The organism is Viridibacillus sp. FSL E2-0187 (assembly GCF_038006425.1).
GTDB classification, from domain to species: Bacteria; Bacillota; Bacilli; order Bacillales_A; family Planococcaceae; genus Viridibacillus; species Viridibacillus arvi.
This window is the reverse complement of sequence record NZ_JBBOVG010000001.1, coordinates 1,357,053-1,377,586: the sequence shown is the minus strand read 5'-3', so window position 1 is coordinate 1,377,586 and position 20,534 is coordinate 1,357,053. Positions and strand designations below refer to the sequence as shown.

The 20,534-nt window shown below is 33.8% G+C and carries 24 protein-coding genes and 1 pseudogene; 3 read left to right on the top strand and 22 right to left on the bottom strand.

The annotated features are described in order from the left end of the window. Nucleotides 1-185: 185 nt before the first annotated feature. The 12 genes and pseudogenes from MHH85_RS06570 to MHH85_RS06515 all read right to left on the bottom strand — a co-directional run bounded on the left by MHH85_RS06570 (nt 186) and on the right by MHH85_RS06515 (nt 9,488). Nucleotides 186-332, bottom strand: a complete 147-nt coding sequence (locus MHH85_RS06570) for a hypothetical protein (protein WP_193740101.1) — start codon at nt 330-332, stop codon at nt 186-188. A 43-nt stretch (nt 333-375) separates the two neighbouring features. Further along, a pseudogene (locus tag MHH85_RS06565) lies at nt 376-741 on the bottom strand (glycerophosphodiester phosphodiesterase family protein); the annotation flags it as partial. Between the two features lie 42 nt (nt 742-783). Then, nucleotides 784-1,203 carry a hypothetical protein gene (locus MHH85_RS06560; RefSeq protein ID WP_193740102.1) on the bottom strand — a complete coding sequence of 140 codons (420 nt, stop codon included), beginning with the start codon at nt 1,201-1,203 and terminating at the stop codon, nt 784-786. A 242-nt stretch (nt 1,204-1,445) separates the two neighbouring features. Next, on the bottom strand, nt 1,446-1,832 hold the full coding sequence (locus tag MHH85_RS06555) for a hypothetical protein (protein ID WP_340706362.1): 387 nt from the start codon (nt 1,830-1,832) through the stop codon (nt 1,446-1,448). Between the two features lie 393 nt (nt 1,833-2,225). Then, on the bottom strand, nt 2,226-2,651 hold the full coding sequence (locus MHH85_RS06550) for an HIT family protein (protein ID WP_340706361.1): 426 nt from the start codon (nt 2,649-2,651) through the stop codon (nt 2,226-2,228). Between the two features lie 66 nt (nt 2,652-2,717). Beyond that, nucleotides 2,718-3,233, bottom strand: coding sequence for a GNAT family N-acetyltransferase (locus MHH85_RS06545; protein ID WP_340708131.1), 516 nt, complete (start codon nt 3,231-3,233; stop codon nt 2,718-2,720). A gap of 84 nt (nt 3,234-3,317) precedes the next feature. Continuing rightward, a complete protein-coding gene (locus tag MHH85_RS06540; protein WP_340706360.1) occupies nt 3,318-3,446 on the bottom strand; it encodes a hypothetical protein in 129 nt (42 codons plus the stop codon). A 230-nt stretch (nt 3,447-3,676) separates the two neighbouring features. Then, entirely contained in the window at nt 3,677-5,548 is a 1,872-nt protein-coding gene (locus MHH85_RS06535; RefSeq protein ID WP_340706359.1) for a PTS fructose transporter subunit IIABC, read from the bottom strand. Nucleotides 5,549-5,563: 15 nt separating this feature from the next. Continuing rightward, nucleotides 5,564-6,475: a 1-phosphofructokinase gene (pfkB, locus tag MHH85_RS06530; protein ID WP_340706358.1), complete on the bottom strand. Its 912-nt coding sequence runs from the start codon at nt 6,473-6,475 to the stop codon at nt 5,564-5,566. Continuing rightward, nucleotides 6,472-7,224 (bottom strand): DeoR/GlpR family DNA-binding transcription regulator, encoded by a 753-nt coding sequence (locus MHH85_RS06525; protein ID WP_340708130.1) that lies wholly within the window; start codon nt 7,222-7,224, stop codon nt 6,472-6,474. Before MHH85_RS06525 ends, pfkB begins: the two co-directional genes overlap by 4 nt. A 288-nt stretch (nt 7,225-7,512) precedes the next feature. Beyond that, entirely contained in the window at nt 7,513-9,225 is a 1,713-nt protein-coding gene (ptsP, locus tag MHH85_RS06520) for a phosphoenolpyruvate--protein phosphotransferase (protein ID WP_340706357.1), read from the bottom strand. Next, the gene (locus MHH85_RS06515; RefSeq protein WP_053415942.1) at nt 9,219-9,488 is read right to left on the bottom strand and encodes an HPr family phosphocarrier protein; all 270 of its coding nucleotides are present in this window, start codon (nt 9,486-9,488) and stop codon (nt 9,219-9,221) included. The genes ptsP and MHH85_RS06515 overlap by 7 nt, the downstream gene beginning before the upstream one ends. A 736-nt stretch (nt 9,489-10,224) precedes the next feature. On the opposite strand from MHH85_RS06515, the gene MHH85_RS06510 reads away from it, so the two are divergent. Beyond that, nucleotides 10,225-11,613 carry an alkaline phosphatase gene (locus MHH85_RS06510; protein ID WP_340706356.1) on the top strand — a complete coding sequence of 463 codons (1,389 nt, stop codon included), beginning with the start codon at nt 10,225-10,227 and terminating at the stop codon, nt 11,611-11,613. A 67-nt stretch (nt 11,614-11,680) separates the two neighbouring features. Next, nucleotides 11,681-12,316: a DUF4352 domain-containing protein gene (locus MHH85_RS06505; RefSeq protein ID WP_340706355.1), complete on the top strand. Its 636-nt coding sequence runs from the start codon at nt 11,681-11,683 to the stop codon at nt 12,314-12,316. A 91-nt stretch (nt 12,317-12,407) separates the two neighbouring features. Here MHH85_RS06505 and MHH85_RS06500 read toward each other — a convergent pair whose 3' ends face one another. The 3 genes from MHH85_RS06500 to MHH85_RS06490 form a co-directional block, all read right to left on the bottom strand. Next, complete coding sequence (locus MHH85_RS06500) at nt 12,408-13,121, bottom strand: hypothetical protein (RefSeq protein ID WP_340706354.1); 714 nt, start codon at nt 13,119-13,121, stop codon at nt 12,408-12,410. Nucleotides 13,122-13,220: 99 nt separating this feature from the next. Then, nucleotides 13,221-14,240 (bottom strand): phosphotransferase family protein, encoded by a 1,020-nt coding sequence (locus MHH85_RS06495; RefSeq protein WP_340706353.1) that lies wholly within the window; start codon nt 14,238-14,240, stop codon nt 13,221-13,223. Nucleotides 14,241-14,297: 57 nt separating this feature from the next. Then, nucleotides 14,298-14,840, bottom strand: coding sequence for a DJ-1/PfpI family protein (locus tag MHH85_RS06490; RefSeq protein WP_340706352.1), 543 nt, complete (start codon nt 14,838-14,840; stop codon nt 14,298-14,300). 233 nt (nt 14,841-15,073) lie between these two features. On the opposite strand from MHH85_RS06490, the gene MHH85_RS06485 reads away from it, so the two are divergent. Further along, the gene (locus tag MHH85_RS06485) at nt 15,074-15,556 is read left to right on the top strand and encodes an NUDIX hydrolase (protein WP_340706351.1); all 483 of its coding nucleotides are present in this window, start codon (nt 15,074-15,076) and stop codon (nt 15,554-15,556) included. A gap of 69 nt (nt 15,557-15,625) precedes the next feature. Here MHH85_RS06485 and MHH85_RS06480 read toward each other — a convergent pair whose 3' ends face one another. The 7 genes from MHH85_RS06480 to MHH85_RS06450 form a co-directional block, all read right to left on the bottom strand. After that, nucleotides 15,626-16,462, bottom strand: a complete 837-nt coding sequence (locus tag MHH85_RS06480; RefSeq protein ID WP_340706350.1) for a DUF6612 family protein — start codon at nt 16,460-16,462, stop codon at nt 15,626-15,628. Nucleotides 16,463-16,619: 157 nt separating this feature from the next. Beyond that, complete coding sequence (locus MHH85_RS06475; protein WP_340706349.1) at nt 16,620-17,024, bottom strand: hypothetical protein; 405 nt, start codon at nt 17,022-17,024, stop codon at nt 16,620-16,622. Between the two features lie 359 nt (nt 17,025-17,383). Further along, the gene (locus MHH85_RS06470) at nt 17,384-17,626 is read right to left on the bottom strand and encodes an NUDIX hydrolase (protein WP_445684106.1); all 243 of its coding nucleotides are present in this window, start codon (nt 17,624-17,626) and stop codon (nt 17,384-17,386) included. Between the two features lie 69 nt (nt 17,627-17,695). Continuing rightward, entirely contained in the window at nt 17,696-18,139 is a 444-nt protein-coding gene (locus MHH85_RS06465) for an ASCH domain-containing protein (RefSeq protein ID WP_340706348.1), read from the bottom strand. Between the two features lie 137 nt (nt 18,140-18,276). After that, a complete protein-coding gene (locus tag MHH85_RS06460) occupies nt 18,277-18,786 on the bottom strand; it encodes a nucleotidyltransferase family protein (RefSeq protein ID WP_340706347.1) in 510 nt (169 codons plus the stop codon). Nucleotides 18,787-18,946: 160 nt separating this feature from the next. After that, nucleotides 18,947-19,780, bottom strand: coding sequence for an MBL fold metallo-hydrolase (locus MHH85_RS06455; RefSeq protein WP_340706346.1), 834 nt, complete (start codon nt 19,778-19,780; stop codon nt 18,947-18,949). 92 nt (nt 19,781-19,872) lie between these two features. After that, complete coding sequence (locus MHH85_RS06450; protein ID WP_340706345.1) at nt 19,873-20,436, bottom strand: GNAT family N-acetyltransferase; 564 nt, start codon at nt 20,434-20,436, stop codon at nt 19,873-19,875. Nucleotides 20,437-20,534 lie beyond the last annotated feature (98 nt).

Below are 20,534 nucleotides of genomic sequence, written 5' to 3'. Positions count from 1 at the left end.
ACTCTATTCTATTAATTTCTATTCTTTTCCTTCTAAATTTAAAAATTCACTGACAAAAAAACACCATTCGCTAATGGAATGGTGTAAAAAAAGTGATTCTAATCTACTTGAAGAGACCTTTTGCAGTGTCGATTTCTTTCCACCAACATCCTTAGCACCTCTTATAGCTTTAGCTTAAATATGTATTAATTCTTTTTCTTCTCACGCCCAATAACAAAAGTAGGTATTAACAGGAATATTAATGGAACAGCACTTGATGTTACATAAACAGCGATTGAAGCTGCTGTACCTGTTACTATCCAAATAATTGCATACACTGTAGTTTCTTTCATATTATCACCCCTATATTTAATTACGTAAACAACCTTGTAGGAGCTTTCTTAGTGCAGCAATTGATTGATTGCCACCATACACAGTTAATTGTTCGAGGCGACTCTCTCGCAGCTTTTCTAGATAATCCGCCATTTGTATTCCTTCATTTTCATCATTACTTTTAATGTGATACTTCATCAAGTGTCGGCATTAGATTTTCCCCTTTACTACGGATAGGAAATGATTTTCCTTCATTGGCCGTATAACCGTAACCGATGTCTAATGCCTGTAATTCACTAGTTGTATAATCTCTAGTCACACCTTGTCCATTTGTCCGATAATCTAGTATCCAATTATGGATGATCCAAAATTATGATCTTTCGTAAGTTGCACATCCATCTCTATCAAATCTGCTCCAGCTTTAATTGCAACCTAAAAAGGAATTGTATTTTCAATAAAGAAATATGAACTTCATTTTTTCCCAAGTCTAAATCCGGAAACAAATACGACTAACATACAAATAAAAGTAAGAATGATAATTGTTGAACCATCTATCATAGTTAATAATGCTGCAAATTTGCTCGCTAACCAAACAAACGGAAGAATGTAGTATTGTGGAATGGCCGCGATGCTTCCAAGTCTGCCTACTTCATCTGTTAGAACAAATTGCCAAATGAATAATACTAACGAAATCAGCCATACACTATTCCCCAAAAGCAAACCTTTCATAGAGCTCTTACTAAATCGCCCGATTATGTAACCAACCCATAACCAATAGATTAAAAAAACAATTTGAGCGATTAGAGGGTAAAATGGAATCATTGATTGATGTGCTAAGTATCCATAGATTCCTGGAAAAACGATCAAAATTAAGCCTAGTATATATTTCATCCTGTTCATCTCCTTCTAGATAAATTTTCAAATTTAACCAACTTGTCTACTGCCTCTTTCCATTAATATTCATAAAATTTCTAGATATTACTGATTGATATAGAAAAACCAGCAACTATGCCCTTTTTAATATCTAAAATTGATGATAGATTATAAACAAATAAAAAAAGAACTGCTGCTTCTCCTTTGAAGTGGTAGTTCTTTTTTAATAATATTTAACTATTCATGACTACTATATTTTTCTAACCAATAAATTTCTTCTTATTATACTGATGCCGAATTGACAACGAGACAGCTGCAATGATGATGAAAAATACAGTACTCATACAGATAATAAAACGAACAGCATAATTTGCTTCATGCTCCACTAAATTATCCATCATGTTTATATAGATAGGGAAAAATAAAACGGTTCCAAAAACAGTTTGATAGGGAATGATTCTACTAGTCTCATCCGTAAACACAATACCATCTACTATAAATAAAATGAAAAATACTATACTAATAATAACTGCTATCATGACAAATTCACTTTCCATTTTAAAGCTGCCCATATTTATAACATACGCTAAATAAAATAAGACGAATCCTATAAATGCCGAACTCACAATTTGCTTTACGAAATTCATCTTTTCACCCTTTCCAGAAAATTTATTATTATAATACGGCGCCTTCACAAAAATTGATCAAACATCTTCTTTGAAACTGTATTTTACCTCTTTCTATTACCTTATATATAACAGTGTAAAAAACGGCTAATGCAGAACTATTCCTTTCACAAATGACCAATATTACTCTAATTACATTGTTGATATTAGGATTGTGAAAACATGCTGCTAATCCGATTTTTAGTATGTAGCATTGTCAATTCATACACGCTTTCTACACCGTACACTAGTCTATGCCTGAGTAGCTTTTTTGTGCCAAATGAGTCATTTACTCATTAATCAAGCTTTGTGAAATTGATTCACAAAAAAAAGGAACTCCACTTGTCCGGAAGTTCCTTTTACATTCACTATTATTTAGTTAATTATTTCATTAACAGCATCTATTAGTTTTCTTTTTGTCTCCATTAATTTAATATCTTCTTCTATATAATTATCCTCACCTGTATAGAAAGTGGCGAATGACTGATCTTTGTATCTTGGTACAACGTGCATATGATAATGAGTTAATTCATTGAAAATGCCACCGTTTTGGCAAATGGTAATACCATCAGGGTTAAACAGTCTTTTTATTGCTTTAGATAAAAGCATAGATGCCTTCATTATTGCATTAGCAGTATTTTCATCAAGTTCTTCAACATCATAAATATGCTTTTTAGGCAATATTAAAACGTGGCCTTCGTTGTATGGATCATGATCCAAGAAACAACATACGAAATCATCCTCAAAAACAACATGAACTTGATCATTTTTATTAGCTAAATTACATCCTAAACAGTCCATTTTAATCTACCTCCATTAGTACATTAAATTTGAGAAGTAATTTACATTTAAACTTTCTACTATTATTTATTTCAAATATTCTTCTCTTAACACAGCATAGTAATATTCATCCCACCATGTATCTCCATGAGGTATACATTTTTTGAAGTATCCTTCTCTTCTCATACCTATTTTCTCCATCACTCTATAGGATGGAATATTCTCGGGCTGACAAGTGGCAATTATTCTATGTAACTTTAAATCTATAAATCCATAGTCTACAAATGCTTTGGCCGCTTCAGTAGCAAAACCCTTATTACAATAGTCCGGATTAAATACCCAACCTATTTCATAAGTATGTTCACCAAAGTATTTAAAAAATTCAATATGACCTATCAGGAGATTTTCTTCTTTTAGTATAATTGCAAATTTCTCAGCTTTATCGTGCAAATTATTATTCACTAACTGCTTTGCTTCATCTTCATTTAACACACCTGATGGCATATACTCCATTACGTTTGGGTTAGATGTATATGCATACAAACTTAACCAATCTTCCTCTTTAAAATTCCTAATTAATAGTCTTTCAGTATTTATCAACACTTCCATTGTCATCAACCTCCAATTCCGAATATCCCTTTATTGTTCAAGAATTCTAGTAAAAATTTAGAACACCATTGAACTACTTTATCGCTGTTTTCTCTTTCTTCTAATAAAAAAATAACTCATTAATATTACGGCACTTATAACGACTGCGCCTACTAAAAGTGCCAGATTTGCGTAATTAATGCCCCATCCATATTGCTCTTTAGTCATAACATTACCTCACCTAACCTTTTTTATATTAATAATTTACAGGAACATGTGTCATTGGAATTACTTTTCCATTATTAAAATGAGCACACCATTCTCTTCCTTAATTATACATCATGACTCTAATTTGGAAACAGCAGTTGTTCTATTCTTTTTAAATTGATCGTTTAAACAAAGTAAAGACGCCCTATTAGTCAGCTCGGCTAACTAATAGGGCGTCCCCTTCTTATAATTTACATTTTTTCTTCAATTGGTTTTTTCCAGAATCCTACCATTAACGCAGTTACAATAGAGCCAATTAGAAGTGAAACCACATACATAAGTGGGTTTTTAATAGCCCAAATTACGAAAATTCCACCGTGAGGAGCTTGTGATTCACAACCAAAGTATAAAGCTAATCCACCAGCTATTGCCGCACCAACTACAGAACTAACAATTACACGGATAGGGTCTGCTGCTGCAAACGGAATTGCTCCCTCTGTAATGAATGACGCTCCCATAATATAGTTTGTCTTACCTGCATCTCGCTCAGCTTTTGTAAATTTATTTTTAAAGAATGACGTTGCTAAAGCTAAACCTAATGGCGGAACCATACCACCGATCATCGTTGCTGCTTGTGGTGCAAGGTTATCAGATGTAGCCATTGCGATACCGAATGCAAATGCTGTTTTGTTTAGTGGCCCACCCATATCGACAGCCATCATACCGCCAAGAACGATACCTAAAATAACAACATTAGCACCTGATAAACCATTTAAGAAATTCATTAATCCATCCATTACAGCTGCAATAGGTGTATTAATAACAAATACCATGATTAAACCAACAATTAGCATACCGAATACTGGATACAGCAACGTTGGCTTAAGCCCTTCAAATGATTGTGGTAAATGAGAAAAAACTTTTTTCAATCCGAGGATTACATAACCCGCAAGGAAACCTGCTATTAATCCACCTAGGAAACCTGCGCCTCCCGATACTGCAAGTAAACCACCGACCATACCTGGAGCAAATGCTGGTCGATCACCAATCGCACTCGCAATAAAACCTGCTAGAACAGGAACCATGATAGAAAGTGCAGTTCCACCACCAATTAAGTTTAAGGCTTCTGCTAATGGACCTTCTGTTTTATATCCACCGAATAAAAATGCTAGTGCTACTAACAAACCGCCACCAACAACAAATGGTAACATATTCGAGATACCATTCATCAATGGTTTATAGACGTATTCTTTAAACCCACCTTCAGATGTGGCCTCTTCTGTATTTCCAGTAGATTCACCAGTTGCTTTATAAATAGGTGCATCTTGCTGTAAAGCACGATCAAGTAACTCATCTGTTTTACGGATACCCGCTGCAACAGGAACTTTAATGACATGCTTACCTGCAAAACGGTCCATTTCAACTTGCTTATCAGCCGCAACGATGATCGCTGTTGCTTTTTCAATTTCTTCCGCCGTTAATGCACCTTTAATACCTGTTGAACCATTCGTTTCAACCTTAAACGCAATTCCTCTTTCTTTCGCTTTCGCCTTCAATGCATCTGCTGCCATATACGTATGAGCTATACCTGTAGGACATGCTGTTACCGCTAGAATTAATTTTTCATCTTCTTTAACATCTGCAATTACTTCTTCTTCGCCGTCTTCTTCTTTTTCTTTAGCATTAATAATATTGATAACATCTTCTGGTGTTTGTGCTGCTAATAAATTTTCACGGAACTTAGTATCCATCAATAAAGAAGAAAGACGAGATAATGTTTCAAGATGCTCATTATTAGCACCAGCACTTGCTGCAATCATGAATAATAGGTGTGCTGGTTGTCCATCTAATGATTCATAATCTACACCAATTACTGATTTTGCAAATAATATTGATGGAGTTTTTACTGCGTCTGTTTTCGCATGAGGAATCGCAATTCCTTCCCCAATACCTGTAGTACTTTGAGATTCTCTCTTTAAGATTGCTTCTCTATATCCAGCTAAGCTGTTTAAACGACCAGCTTCATCTAATTTTTTAGTCATTTCTTCAATAGCTGCAGGTTTGCTAGTAGCAGCTAAATCGATAATAACGGTATCTTTTTTTAATAAATCCGTAATTTTCATAATTAACCACCTAACCTATATTTTCTTGATAGTTACTTGATCCAATAAAGAATCAATTTTCTCTTTCGTTGCTAAATCTTGGCTAAAAGCAGTTGCACTTCCTGTTGCGACAGCAACTTGAAATGCTTTAATAAAGTCTTGTTCTTTAGAATATGTCCCTATAAAGCCTGCTACCAGTGAGTCACCAGCACCTACAGAATTAAGCACTTTCCCTTTTGGAACGGTTGCACTGTAAACTTCTCCATTTGTAAATAGCAGAGCTCCATCACCAGCCATAGAAACAATTACATTTTCAGCTCCCATTTCTACTACCTTTTTACCGTAAGGAATTACCTCTTCAACAGTGCGAATTGTTGCTCCGAACAATTCACTTAACTCATGATGATTCGGCTTAACTAAAAAGGGCTTGTCTTGTAATACTTCTGCAAGGACTTTACCACCTGCATCAACAACTACTTTCACTCCACGTTTACTATACTTTCTCGTTAAATCTGAATAAAATGTTTTTGGTAGTGAAGGGGGTATGCTACCTGCTAAGACTAGAATATCTCCTTCTTGTAAAGCTTCTAACTTCTCAAATAAATCCTGAATGTTTTTTTCTGTCAGAGTAGGTCCTTGACCATTAATCTCAGTTTCTTCACCTGTCTTTAGCTTTATGTTTATCCTAGAGTCTTCTGCTACTTTTACAAAATCAGTATGAATTCCTTCACTTTCTAACGAATTTTGAATGAATCCTCCTGTGAAGCCTCCTAAAAAACCTAATGCTTTAGATGGTACGTCAATCGTGTTTAGAACACGTGAGACATTAATTCCTTTTCCACCTGGAAATTTACTTTCACGATCAATTCGATTTAAGTGACCAATTTGAAAATCATCCACCTCAACGATAAAATCAATGGATGGATTCAGTGTAATTGTATAAATCATGATGTCACAACCTTCATGTTTGTTTTTTCTGCAAATTTTTTCATTGCTTCATTATCCAGATTCGTTGTTATAATACCTGCGTTTTCAATCTCTGCTACTTTTGCAAAGAAAGTTTCTTTGAACTTACTTTTATCTGCTAAAACAAACGATTCTTCAGCTAACTCTATTGCAAGTTTCTTCAGAACAGCTTCTTCTGGATCAGGAGTTGAAAATCCAAACTTTATATCTATACCGTTCATGCCTAAGAAACACTTATCAAATCTATACTGTTTTAAATTCTCTTGTGCCACAGAACCAACAATCGCTTTAGTATTAGCTTTTATTCTTCCGCCTATTACATAAGTCGTTATATTTGCTGAAGTTAATGCATCAACATGCATTAGACCATTGGTTACGACTGCGATTTTTTTGTTTATTAAAAAAGGAATCATCTCTGAAATAGTCGTCCCTGCATCTAGATAAATACAATCCCCATCACGAATCATACTTGCCGCAGCTTCTGCAATTAATTGCTTATCATGAAGGTTTTTGGATGATTTCTCTTGAATATTAGGTTCATCTATCTTTGAATATGGAAGAGTTGCTCCCCCATGAATTCGCTTTAAAAGTCCTTGTTCTTCTAAAAGTGCTAAATCTCGTCTAATTGTTGAGTCAGATGATTTCGTTCTTTGTACTAGGTTCTGCAAGTCAACTACACCATTACGAGTTAATAAATCTAAAATAATATGATGACGTTCCGCTGTTATTATAACCCTACACCCTCTTATTCATGTATTCGCTTTATGTCTTAATTATAATACAAGAAAAAATCAAAATCAATCATTTTCATTCAAAAACAATCATAAAATACCACTCTCAATTTTCTTTATTATGTGTTGATACTCAAAATAAAAACGTTAAAAAGTTTTCACTTAGTACACTTCTCCAATTGTAAGTTCCTTCAGATTTTCTGTTTTGCAAAAGAAAAAAGACCGTAGTAAAACTCGGAATTCTTCAAGTTTACCTACGGTCTGATTTGTATAAATATTATTTAGATTCTATTTCAATAAATTCTTTTTCACGTAAGCTTCTACTTCATTCGCAGTCGTTAACGATAAAATTCGTTCAAGATGCCCTGCTATTTCCGTTTTCGATAATTTGGCAATTTGTGCACGTGTATTTAAGATAGATGGCCCACTCATTGAAAACTCATCTAATTCTAGTGCCAACAAGATTGGAATGGCTATTTCATCTCCAGCCATTTCACCACACATCCCTACCCATTTACCATTTTGATGAGCAGCCTCAATTACTGTTTTCACAAGTCTTATAATGGCAGGATGATAAGGTTGATATAAATATGAAACCTTTTCATTCATGCGATCTGCTGCTAAAGTATATTGAATTAAATCATTCGTTCCTATAGACAAGAAGTCTGCCTCTTGTGCAAATAAATCAGCAATCACTGCAGCTGATGGGATTTCAACCATCATACCTACTTCGATCGTTTCAGATACAGGGATTCCTTCCTCTACAAGCTTTTGTTTTTCCTCTAACAACAAAGCTTTTGCTTCTCTGAACTCTTCTACTGTTGCAATCATCGGGAACATTACCTTCAAATTGCCGTAAATGCTGGCTCTTAATAGGGCACGTAATTGCGTACGGAAAATGTCCTGCTTGTCTAAACATAGACGAATAGCACGATAACCTAAAAATGGATTCATCTCATGATCTAGCTTTAAATAAGGGAGGATTTTATCTCCCCCGATATCTAATGTACGAACAACTGTCGGCTTGCCTTGCATTTTTTCTAGTACAGTTTTATAAGCGGTAAATTGTTCTTCTTCATTCGGTAATTCCTGACGATCCATATACAAAAATTCTGTACGGAATAGACCGATTCCATCTCCACCATTTTCTATAATCATTTCAACATCTTCTGGTTTTCCGATGTTTCCAGCGATTTCAACATGATGGCCATCAGCACTTACGCTCTCTAAAAAACGGTACTGCTCAAGTAATTGTCTTTCCTCTTCGCTCTTTTTCTGTTTCTCCATATATTCATTGAGTACTTCTTCAGTAGCATCCATAATAACCTTGCCACTCGTACCATCAATAATAACTGGAGCCCCTTGCACGATATCTCTCGTAGCCGTTTTAGTACCAACAATAGCAGGAATCTCCATCGTTCTTGCTAAAATAGCAGAGTGCGAAGTTCTACCACCAATATCAGTAATAAAGCCTTTAACATATGTTTTATCTAATTGAGCAGTTAAAGAAGGTGTTAAATCTTCCGCAACGATTATTACGTCTGTTGATATGCGGCTATAATCCTGAATCTCAACACCTAATAAGTGTGATAGTAATCGAGTTGAAACATCACGAATATCCGCCGCACGTTCTTGCATATATTCATTATCCATTACTTCAAACATTTCAATATACATATTGGACGTTTCTTGTAAGGCAAATTCTGCATTCCATCCATCTTCGATTTTCGCTTCAATAGCTCCAAGTATTTCTGGATCACCTAGTATCAATAGGTGAGCTGAAAAAATAGCAGCCTTTTCTTCCCCGAATTTTCTAAGAGCAATTTCACGAATTTCTTCTAATTCTAATTTAGCTTTTTCAAAAGCCTCTTTTAGTCTACTCTTTTCAGCATCTATATCCGTAACTTTAACTTTTTCAAAAGACAAATCAGGCTCTTTTAAGCAATAGGCTTTAGCTACGGCGATGCCATTTGAAACAGCAATCCCGTTTATTTCTAGCATTCTACACCAATCCCATTAGAAATAATTACTTCAGTTACTTTATCTAGTAATTCTTTAGCATCCGGACCTTCCGCAGAAACTTCCATTACAGAACCTGATGCAATCCCAAGAGCCATAACACCCATAATTGATTTTAAATTTACAGTCTTATCTTTGTAAGTCAAAGATACTTCAGATTCAAAAGATGTCACCGCAGTTACTAATAATGTTGTTGGTCTTGCATGTAAACCATCTGGGCTTGTAATTTTGTAAGTTTTTTTCATTTTAAAATCTCCTTATAAATTATTTAACATCAATTCGACTTTTGTATTTTCCAATCATTAAGTAATTATGCTCTGGATTACTTGGTATATTCGTTTCCAAATACTAGCAACCAATTTGAGTAGTAATCCATTTTTTAATAACTTGTTGTAGTAATGCGTTTACAATTGTATGACCACGAGGACTAACTGGTTTTGTATCTATTAAAACAAACTTGCTAATAATGAAGGTTTTTGAATGATTTTTCTTGCTTATTACATTTATCAATCTTTGAATACGAATGAACTTGATCCTTCATGAATTAGCTTCAATGTTGCTTCAATGGTATTGCTCTTAAAAGCGATAATTTACCGCTGTTATTATATCCTCTTGTTCATGTATTCGCTTTACGAGTTCATTATAGTACAACAAAAAATCAAAATCAATCATTTTCATTCAAAAACAATCACTAAATACTTTAATATTTAATTTCTTTATTATGCGTTGATTCTTAAAATAAAAACGCTGGATAAATTAATAAATTTACGCCGCATCATTAACACAGAATATTACATTTGTATTTATAAAAATAAAAAAAACGATTTTGAACATACTATAAAAAAAATTATTAACAGTTTTGCGATGATAGTTAGTCTCTTCCTTACAAATGATTTACATATCTCTTACATGGCGATAACACTTCCATAAAACTGTTCCTGTATATTTTAGATATACCAAAGTTTAGGGGGAATTATATTAATGAACAAGAATTTTAAGAAGAAATTACTTGCGTTTGCTGCTGTATCTACTCTGGCGATTAGTAGCCTAGGAGTACCTTTTTCTGAGGCGCAAGCAAAATCCGCAGCACCAAAAGAACCCGAAATTAAAAATATTATCTTCCTTATCGGAGATGGCATGGGTGTTTCATACACTTCAGCCTATCGCTACTTAAAAAACAGCCCGAACTCAAAATTTGTCAGTCCTACAGTATTTGATAAATATCTAGTTGGGCAACAAATGACGTATCCAGAAGACACAAAAGAAAACGTAACAGACTCTGCATCTGCTGCAACGGCAATGTCAGCAGGTATTAAAACATACAACAATGCTATTGCAGTAGATAATGATGAATCAGAAGTGAAGACGGTCTTAGAATCTGCAAAAGAAATGGGCAAAGCAACCGGTCTTGTAGCAACTTCAGAAATTACTCATGCAACACCAGCAGCATTCGGAGCCCATGATCCAAGTCGAAAAAACATGAACGGCATTGCAGATGACTATTACGATGAACTCATTAATGGCAAGCACAAAGTCGATGTTCTGCTTGGTGGCGGTTCATCACTATTTATCCGCGAAGACCGTGATCTTGTAAAAGAATTTAAAAAAGATGGCTTTAACTATGTGACAACGAAAAAAGATTTACAAAAGAATAAAAACAAACAGGTTCTTGGCTTATTCGCAACTGGCGGCATGGATAAAATGATTGACCGTAAAGCTGAGACACCTTCCCTTGCAGATATGACGAACTCTGCCATCTCTAGTTTAAAGCAAAACAAAAAAGGGTTCTTCTTAATGGTGGAAGGTAGCCAAATCGATTGGGCTGGTCATGATAACGACATCGTTGGAGCAATGAGTGAAATGGAAGATTTCGAAAAAGCATTCAAAGCAGCTATCGACTTTGCTAAAAAAGACAAGCATACATTAGTCGTTGCAACAGCTGACCACTCAACTGGTGGCTTCACAATTGGTGCAAATGGTGATTACAACTGGTTCGCCGCTCCAATCAAAGCTGCTAAACGCACACCGGATTTCATGGCAAACAAAATTGCAAATGGTGCTGACGTTGAACAAACTTTAAAACAATATATTAAGCTTGATTTGACAGCTGAAGAAATTCAATCAGTAAAAGATGCAACAGCTAAAAAAGAAATTGATATCGACAATGCCATCGAGAAAATCTTCGATACTCGTTCAAACACTGGTTGGACAACTGGTGGTCATACGGGCGAAGATGTTCCTTTATACGCATATGGTCCATCATCAAGCAAATTTGCTGGGCAAATTGACAACACAGACAACGCTAAAATTATCTTCAAAATTTTAGAGAAAGATAAAAAGAAAAACAAAACAGTCATCAAAGATAAATAAAATAATTTTGAGAAAGGGCTGACACTCCTACCGTTAGCCCTTTCTTCTATTAAGTGGAGGTTTGAAAATGAAAAAATCACTAGGCTTTTTACTTTTATCATCCTTATTATTTGGCTGCTCCGACAAAGATTTCAGTACTAGCTCCCCTGCTTTGGCTCAAGAAATAGAGAGCAATTACCTCGATGGGTATGGAGCAAATCCACAAGTACCTGATGACCGCACATTACTTACAGTCGGACAATCCATTAAAGATGCAAAAGGTGAAGCAACATTACAAAAAATCAACCTAGAAGAACAAACAATCAATGTTGGAGATATCAAATTAACAGTGAAAGACACAAAGCTAATCCACCTATTCCCTGATTATAGTCTTACCGACTATTTCCACGCCCTCACGCATGATGAGGAATTTGAATTTGTGAAGCTCTTTGTAGAGATAAAGAACAATTCAAACGATAAAGTAAACTTCGCACCAATTGCTACGATTGAAACAAATACAGGTCAGAAAATTACATGGGATCAAGACATTTACTTAGAAAACTTAAACGAAGAAATTGAAGGTAGTGCATCTAAGAAAGGCAATTTGGGATTCATCGTTGATACAAAAACAAACTTAGAATGGATTGAAATTACAACGAGTGATGTATTTAATAAATATGAAGAAAAAGTTGCTGATGCTAAAAAGTTTCGGATTAATTTTTGATAAAAACTATATAAAAAGACATTTAGAAGGACCACCCAAATTTCAATTTGAGTGGTCCTTAAAACAGAAGTTATTTTTCCTTCATCGTATATTACTTTGTTAAATTTGATAATTCAAAATCAATAACTTCCTTTATTTCTTTGTTTCCAATTACCCCATTACTGAAAGTATTAAAATCAGCCCAATAAACCTCCCTAAAGGTAACCCCGTTGTTAAGTTCAATCTCCATAAATATTCGATTTCCATCCATTTTTCCGTCTTTATTTAAAGTTTGTATATCATTTAGTTTTAATTCAAGCCAAGCATCTATAAACCTTTTTTTAGAAGCTTGTGAGAATGTGTGCATTCTACTTCCATCTTGAGTGCTTTCAAAATAAATGTTTTTCACTAAATTATCCATCGGGAGTAGATCGCCCACGGTTTTTGCCTTTATATTTGTATCTGCTACAAATACCCTGTCGTTTGCCACAACAACAAGTGAAGTCGGATATCCTTTGACTTCATAAATTGGTGTACCTTCATCTAAAAATGCTGCATCCCCATTTTTCATCTTATGATTACTACATGCACTATCAGCCATCATATAGGTTACTTTACCTAGTTCCCGACCTTTTTTAATAGATATAGAAGTAACCTCATCTGAAGGCTCAGTAAAATGATGTTGATATTGTATATCATTAATCATGACCACATCAATCCATTCAATTACAGCATCAGGGCAACCTATAATCGAACTAAAGTTACTGCAAGCGGATAATAGCATAGTCAACAAAGAAATAATGAGTAGATTTTTAAAGACCTTCATAACTACCCCCTCCATTTTCAAAAATTATTAACTACCTAATAAAATTGTTTATCCTACTTGGATGAACACTGCTTGTAAGATACGACCACTAGACGCTTATCATTCAATCCCTCTGATAATTTCCTCTAGCGTTTTCAAATAATGTTCTACCCAAACAGAAAATGACATATTCATATCCCAAGTAACCGCACCAATAGCCTTTGCGCAGCCCCAATCTAATGTTCTTTGCATAAGCATATGTACTTTTAAACGTTGTATAATTTGCTCTTTTTTATCAGTTTTAGCAATATATATTTTCAAGAAATGCTTTGCCTCATCTAATTCGTCATAATCTATGTACATTGTAATAATTTTTATCAAATCAGCTAAAGGGTCACCAAAATAGGCATTAGTAAAATCGAATACTCCACTTATTTTCCAATCCCCTTCTACATCGTGAATCAAAAAATTACCGGGCTTAAAATCACCCATGACAAATGTTGGTGTATTAAATTGATCAAAAGCATTAAGAGCTTGTTGTAAAACATTTTTAACCCATTTCATATCATCTAGTGTTATTTCAGAATATTTTCTGGCATCTTCTACCCAATAAATAATTCTATCGTATAGCCACCTTGTATAACCCTCTTCGAATTCTTTTAAACTATCAGTATTAGGATCAAACTCTCCGCATACATCTACTCTCCAACTATGTAATTGCTTTAGAGTGTTCGCCATACTTTCTGCAATTTGTTTTTTATCTTCTTTCATCAATTTATCAGCCACTTCTATATCGTTCAAATGCTTCCCTTTTAGTCGTGGCATAATAGCATAAGTCCACCCAAAAAACGAATTAGTTGTACCTATGAAATAGGGTGTGGGAACAGTTACATCAATACATTTCGAAATATTATTAACAAAAAATTGTTCCTCTTCAAATTGCCCGGGAAATAGTGGATTGCCTTTCAAAACAAACTCACCTTTAGAGGAATGAACAAACATTGTCTGACCCATAGCTCCATTATCAGTTTTTATCGCAGAAATAAGTTCACCTAAATTGTGTTGATTGAGCATTTGTTGTAATTGGTCATTCGTAATATCACCTAATTTATTTGAAGCGAAAAGAATTTTTGTTGTCATAAATTAGCCTCCATAGCATTTAAATTGAAAATAATGATACTTTATTGAAATAACAATTTATTTTCTATACCATGCTTCTTCAAATTCAACTTTAACTGCCTTACCAAATAGTGCTCCCCACTTGATAAAGCCAGAACCCCAAGCTGTTATTACATTGCCATCTTGAACGACTAGATCTTCTACATAGTTTGCATCATGAAATAATCCACATTGCTCTCTATGTTCCTTCAGTAATCCAACTGTGTATTTTTTTCCTTTTAATAACCCTGCTTTTGCGAGTAACATTGGGGAGCTTGAAATGCTGGCAATAATAAAGTTTTCTTGGTTAGAAATTTTTTGAACAAACTCTATATATTTTTCATTTTCAACTACACTTGCTATATCCATACATCCAGTTAGTATCAGACTATCAAATTCTTGATAGTTTACTTGATCTATTGTCTCATCAGCAATACAAGTTAGACCTGCCTCCCCTTTTACACCTTCCTTTGTTAGTGCAATTACAGAAATGGATTTGCCACCTTGCATTAGAATGGATAATGCTGTCGTCAATTCATACTCGCTAAATTGTGGATATAATAAAACCGCCGTTTTTTTCATAGATAAACCGCCTCTTTTTTAAGTTTCTATAAAAGTTCTAAAATCTTGTTTTCCACAAAACGGAATTACTAATATAAAAAGAGAATAACTTAATGTTTATATATAATTTTATCATATTATCTAATTTATAACTTTTTTATAATATTTTACATATACTCTAACATTCATATATACTCATTAAATATAGACTTTATAAGAATTTTATTTATGATATATGGAGGCCGAAAGAAAAAATGGAAATGCCAACTCATATTGTTGCAGTAGGTGGAATTGTTGAGGATGAACATGGCAATATTCTTTTAGTAAAGACGATACATGGTGGGTGGGTTTTTCCTGGTGGACAAGTGGAAGTTGGGGAAAATCTAATGGATGCATTAATTAGAGAAGTAAAAGAAGAAAGTGGAATTGATATTACTGTATCAAACTTAATCGGTGTTTATTCAAATACGAGCACTCATAAATGGTACGACGGTATTACTGACGTTCCTACAAAATTAATGCTAGATTATAGGTGCAAACCAGTTGGTGGGGAGTTAGCTACTTCAGAAGAAACATCAGAAAGCTGCTGGGTTGCTAAGGACACAGTAATGGAGTATTTTACGAAAACTGCTTTTCGAACTCGTTATGAAGCCTATTTGAATTTCGATGGGAACATTAAATATATGGAATATGTCACGGATCCTGAGTTTGAAATTAAATTGAACAGAACTGTGTAACTCACTAATAGTATTGAGACACTATGGACAAAAAACCGGTCATAGCTTTTCAGCTACAACCGGTTTCTTTTACATTTCTTGTGCTTTTTCAGTTACTTCTTTAGGAACTGTAATTGGTTTAACCTTATTGAAGTTGCTTAATTTTAAATCAGTGTCTGTTTTCATCTTCACTTCATTACCTTCGACTTTCATCGCCATATTCATAATTGTTTTCATATGCTCGATATTGTAGTCATCTTTGTTAATGTAGATTACATACTCAACATCATCAAATTTCATGTCATCAATTGCTGGTTTTTCAGCACCTTGTGCCATTTGCTCAAGTTGTGCTTCTACTTCAGTTTTGATGAACTTTGTAAATTTCTCACCTTTAGCTTTTAAAGTTAACACGTATTTGTCGCCTTCCGTATCTACTTTAAAGTCCTCTACAAATTCACTAAGCTTTTTCAATTGCTCTGAAGGATCAGATTGTTCTTTATAAGAACCTAAAACTATATCATATTGTTCTTTTGACATCTTCATCCATTGATTCATTGTAGATTCTTTCATATAGAAGCCTTTATCTGTCAAATAGCCTTCCATATTCATATCCATTGCTTCTTCCTCACTAACGTCTTTCATCTTGGTTGTCATAGTAAAGTATGAACTTAGCGGATCGGCAATGATGTCCATTTTCATATCGCTAGATAGGTCCATCGACATTTCTTCATCTTCGCTTTTGAACACCATATTTTGTTTAATAACACCTGTTGTAGAATAGCTTTTTAATGTTTCTTGTTGCTTTAACGTCTTCTCGTAAAGCTCTTTCGCTGTTACATTTGAATCTCCAACTTTTTCATTTGAATTACAAGCGCCAAGTACTCCCACTAGAAGAAGCATTACGAATGGCAAAAACCATTTTTTCATAATAAAATCCCACCTTTTTAACTTTTAAACAGACACGAACCTTAACTAGTATAGTAAATTTTGTTAATTTTGTCTATTAATAGTATAGTACGAATTTGTGAACAAATAGTTTCATAGTTTCTTTTTTTACTATTTTATATGTATTAGTAATCTTATTTTATAGCGAGTCCGCTCCTTTTGATATTTTCTTCATGACAATATCAATACAAAAGAAGGCTGTTCCACATATCAATGCAATAATTAATCCCATTTGAATATACCCTTCGGGTGAACCACCTGTGATGAAAATATAGACTGCAAAAATCATTAAACATATTACTCCACTTACAATGTGAAGCAGGAAACTTATAATTTTCTTTAGATGATATTTGTGACAAAGATTTTCAATAAGCATTGAGGTAAGTAATCCAAATGTGAAAATGAATGGAATTGTTACTGAACTGACAACAAATCCAATGATGAAATAGTTATTAGCATTTTCTTCAATAAAAAAAAACGGAAGAATAAAAAAAGTGAACATGGCAGTTAAAGTTGCTACGAATAGCTTTTGTGATAACATCATGATCAATTCCTTTCAGACATACGTTCAAATGTCTCAATACAATGTCTAAGGCAATGGGGCTTATAATATTTTTCCTTAGCCATTCTTTTACATTAGTTAGAATAATCTTACCATATACTGAAAGCATTTCTTCTGAATTTTGAGTATTGATTTGCTTTACTTCAATAATTTTCACAAATGTGTGTATACAAAAAGGTATTAAATTCAAATCACATCAATCACCTAAAAAAACACATTTTACATTGTATGTGGATTAGTTAAAAAATGTTCGCTTTAAATTCATTAACACCATTTGGTAATTATCAATTATTCACTTGATAATGTAAAAGTGCTCCTTTTTGAAAGTAACCATTTTCACTTTAGAAAGATAGAAAGAACTGCTCTTCCTCGTTTTTCATCAGTAAAAGAGCATCTTTAACATCATAAAATTCAAAGGGTAAACTTTCTGAACTAGTCTGAGTTTCAGCGTTCATAGCAATTCCAAACCACCAAAAATTACATATTCCACTTTTCATCTCTTGAGATATTCCACAAAATTTTGTCAGTTTAATATCTATACCAGTCTCTTCTTTAACTTCTCTTATGACAGTCTCGCTAATCATTTCATTCTCTTCAACTTGCCCTCCAGATAATTCCCACCCTCTTTTAGGGTCTTTTTTTAAAAGTCACATTTAAACTTGTTTAATATCAATAAGTTTAAATCTCTCACACACAAGAAGCATATCCTCTGTAAATGTTAAATTGTATTTTTGTAATTCTGAACTAAAGAAATTTACATGTATATCTCTCCACTTCTCATATGTACCATCACCTTCAGCAATTGCAAATTCTTCCGTTACCTCATTCATAGGTACTAATGAAACTTCAACAGTTTTGACAATTGCAACAGGTTTCTCTTCGCTATTCAAAATAACCCCGTAATCATTAATCATAGGTAATGGCATATTTTTCAACTCATAGAAAGCATGGCCTGAACATGTTGCTGTTTTATCTCCGCTAACTACTTGTTCCGCAAGCCTATCTGTCGTATCACCGAACATCCATGTACTTACTGATGTTGGCTTATTTTCTTCTCCCCAATACTCGTTCCAATAAGCTTGTGCTTCTTTATTCATTTTAGAACCTCCTATACCGTGCTTTATTGATCTGACTTTTATTTATATATATAGTGGGAAAACTCTTTACTAATGCTCGAACCAGTAAGATATGGGAATCGTTAATAAAATATTAGTTACTCATATTATAGTTCAATTCAGTATTTCAACTTCAATTTCGGCCAAATCTTATCCCAGTTCTTAGTCTCAATTCTCCTTACATAAATATTATGCATAGGCATGCCTTGCTTGAATTCTGGAGTTGGTTTTACTACACAAGATAACAAATCCTCTACTCCGTATGGAGCACACAACTCAACTTTAGAATTATTTAAGCGAACACCAATAGCAGTTGGAATTTCTGTAAAGTGGGCCATTCCATCTTTAGAAGAAATATAAGGTGCAACTCCATTTATCACATGCATTCTTGCTTGATTTTTTACCGACCAAGGCACCTCAGTTTTCATACTTAACAATTGCTGCTCGAGTCTCTTTTCTATTTGTTCATCTACCTCTTCAGCATTGAAGTAAATGATGTCAATATCTGCTAACGGAGTTCTTTCTTTATAATCATGTAGCAGATCCCAGGCTTTACTCCGAACAAAACCCGCACAAACCCAACAATCTGGCAAATTCAACTGTTCGACCGTCTGTAAAATCTCCATCATCCATGTATCCTTTTTTATAGCTTCTATAAGATCAAGTTCATTTTGTAAAATCAATGAGATTACACTTCCTCTCTATATTTTAAAATCAGCAATATTCTATTCTAGTAATTGCAGTTTATCAATGAGTTAATTTTATGTTTTATCGGTTATACATTTGCATTTACCTAAGACCGAAACTTTTCATGAAAAAGACAAGATCATTTGAAGGTTCTGTTTCAAACTGCTTTTTGTATGTTACTACCCCCTCTTCTAAACTTGAGCATTTATTAGCAATAGAATAACTAATATTTAATTGCTCCCAATAGGAAACTATTTCTTCTCTGCTGCAAACTGACTCATGTGAACAAATGTAGTATTCAGCGTCATACTTTTCAATTATTTGTATCATCGGAAATAGTAGATTAGCATCGAAATGGCTACTCCCCTGTATTGTTCTTCCATAAATACAATCACCTAAAAATAATGTCTTCTCTTCAGGAATATATATAATTGTTGAATCGTCCGTATGCGGACTTACAATCTGGCGTATCTCACATGTAACCCCACCTAGGTCAATTTTCATTTCACCATCAAAAGATAGATTCACATTTTTAAGTGAAAAATTCTCTCTATCCGTAATCTCTGCCTTAATACATTTTATTGAAAAGTCATTAATAACACCCTTACCTTTTGCTAATTCTAATGATTCATCATCATATTTAATACCTCGATACATATTCAAATAATTGCTTGTTTTGTTATTTGCAATGGAAATCGAATCCCATTCGTTTAAACCAAAAGTATGATCCCAGTGATGATGTGTTAAAACTAAAAATTTTAGCGGTGGCAAGCCCATTTTATCTATTTCTATTTTAAATTCATTTGCATGTTTCGGTGAATTTCCTGCATCAACGATTAAACAAAAATCGTCACCTATCACAAGGCCTAACACTGGTCTATCCGTTTCATCACTATTTTTCATATAGTAAATTCTATCAGTAATTTTTTCTAACATTAATATCACTACTCCTAATTCATTTTTGAAGTCTTTTCGGCACAATTTCAGTCCGAACCTAATGAGATTTATACTTTATTAAAAATCATCTCTCAGTTTTGAAACTCTGTATTTAACAAACTATATAACCACATGTCTTTACATTCTCCAGTAACACTATGACATTCAAACTTCCTTAAATAACCTTCTTCTTTGAAGGTGAATTTTTTTAATAACAGCTTTGAAGCTATATTTTCATCACTAACAAACGCCTGGATTCTCACTAAGCCTAACTGGTTAAATCCTATTGATAAAACCTCCTGTACTGCTTCGGACATTATTCCACTACGCCAATATTGCTCTGATAGTTCATAGCCAATTTCAGCCCTTTTCCCTTCAAATTCACTTAAAAATATTGTTCCTATAATTTCATCTGTGACTTTGTCTGCAATTGCAAAACGAATAATCCAGCCTGCATCATAGCCATTGTTCCATAGTTTGATAACTTCATAACTTCTTTCTAATGTTTCTGGTCCATTCCAATCGAGATTTCGATGTACATTTTCATTGGAATAATATTCTAATAACGCAGGAGCATCTTCCAATCTTAATTTTCTTAAACGAATTTTTTGAGTTTCTATTACTGGAAACTCTTTCAACATTTTTGCAAAATCCATATTTCTTCCCCCAGAAAATACTTAATTGGTTAAAACTTTGTTCTATCTGTTCGAATAGGTTAAATTCTTCTTTGAATAGGTTAAATCATCCTCTGAAT

Excerpts from the sequence above, each read along its gene's own strand:
- MHH85_RS06490 (WP_340706352.1), bottom strand. The coding sequence starts at position 14,840 with ATGAAAAAAACGGCGGTTTTATTATATCCACAATTTAGCGAGTATGAA.
- MHH85_RS06555 (WP_340706362.1), bottom strand. The coding sequence starts at position 1,832 with ATGAATTTCGTAAAGCAAATTGTGAGTTCGGCATTTATAGGATTCGTC.
- MHH85_RS06505 (WP_340706355.1), top strand. The coding sequence starts at position 11,681 with ATGAAAAAATCACTAGGCTTTTTACTTTTATCATCCTTATTATTTGGC.
- MHH85_RS06540 (WP_340706360.1), bottom strand. The coding sequence starts at position 3,446 with ATGACTAAAGAGCAATATGGATGGGGCATTAATTACGCAAATCTGGCA.
- pfkB (WP_340706358.1), bottom strand. The coding sequence starts at position 6,475 with ATGATTTATACAATTACACTGAATCCATCCATTGATTTTATCGTTGAG.
- MHH85_RS06570 (WP_193740101.1), bottom strand. The coding sequence starts at position 332 with ATGAAAGAAACTACAGTGTATGCAATTATTTGGATAGTAACAGGTACA.
- MHH85_RS06450 (WP_340706345.1), bottom strand. The coding sequence starts at position 20,436 with ATGGATTTTGCAAAAATGTTGAAAGAGTTTCCAGTAATAGAAACTCAA.
- MHH85_RS06535 (WP_340706359.1), bottom strand. The coding sequence starts at position 5,548 with ATGAAAATTACGGATTTATTAAAAAAAGATACCGTTATTATCGATTTA.
- MHH85_RS06510 (WP_340706356.1), top strand. The coding sequence starts at position 10,225 with ATGAACAAGAATTTTAAGAAGAAATTACTTGCGTTTGCTGCTGTATCT.
- MHH85_RS06470 (WP_445684106.1), bottom strand. The coding sequence starts at position 17,626 with ATGATTAGCGAGACTGTCATAAGAGAAGTTAAAGAAGAGACTGGTATA.
- MHH85_RS06455 (WP_340706346.1), bottom strand. The coding sequence starts at position 19,780 with ATGTTAGAAAAAATTACTGATAGAATTTACTATATGAAAAATAGTGAT.
- ptsP (WP_340706357.1), bottom strand. The coding sequence starts at position 9,225 with ATGCTAGAAATAAACGGGATTGCTGTTTCAAATGGCATCGCCGTAGCT.
- MHH85_RS06460 (WP_340706347.1), bottom strand. The coding sequence starts at position 18,786 with ATGATGGAGATTTTACAGACGGTCGAACAGTTGAATTTGCCAGATTGT.
- MHH85_RS06485 (WP_340706351.1), top strand. The coding sequence starts at position 15,074 with ATGGAAATGCCAACTCATATTGTTGCAGTAGGTGGAATTGTTGAGGAT.
- MHH85_RS06465 (WP_340706348.1), bottom strand. The coding sequence starts at position 18,139 with ATGAATAAAGAAGCACAAGCTTATTGGAACGAGTATTGGGGAGAAGAA.
- MHH85_RS06500 (WP_340706354.1), bottom strand. The coding sequence starts at position 13,121 with ATGAAGGTCTTTAAAAATCTACTCATTATTTCTTTGTTGACTATGCTA.
- MHH85_RS06515 (WP_053415942.1), bottom strand. The coding sequence starts at position 9,488 with ATGAAAAAAACTTACAAAATTACAAGCCCAGATGGTTTACATGCAAGA.
- MHH85_RS06550 (WP_340706361.1), bottom strand. The coding sequence starts at position 2,651 with ATGGACTGTTTAGGATGTAATTTAGCTAATAAAAATGATCAAGTTCAT.
- MHH85_RS06560 (WP_193740102.1), bottom strand. The coding sequence starts at position 1,203 with ATGAAATATATACTAGGCTTAATTTTGATCGTTTTTCCAGGAATCTAT.
- MHH85_RS06475 (WP_340706349.1), bottom strand. The coding sequence starts at position 17,024 with ATGATGTTATCACAAAAGCTATTCGTAGCAACTTTAACTGCCATGTTC.
- MHH85_RS06495 (WP_340706353.1), bottom strand. The coding sequence starts at position 14,240 with ATGACAACAAAAATTCTTTTCGCTTCAAATAAATTAGGTGATATTACG.
- MHH85_RS06480 (WP_340706350.1), bottom strand. The coding sequence starts at position 16,462 with ATGAAAAAATGGTTTTTGCCATTCGTAATGCTTCTTCTAGTGGGAGTA.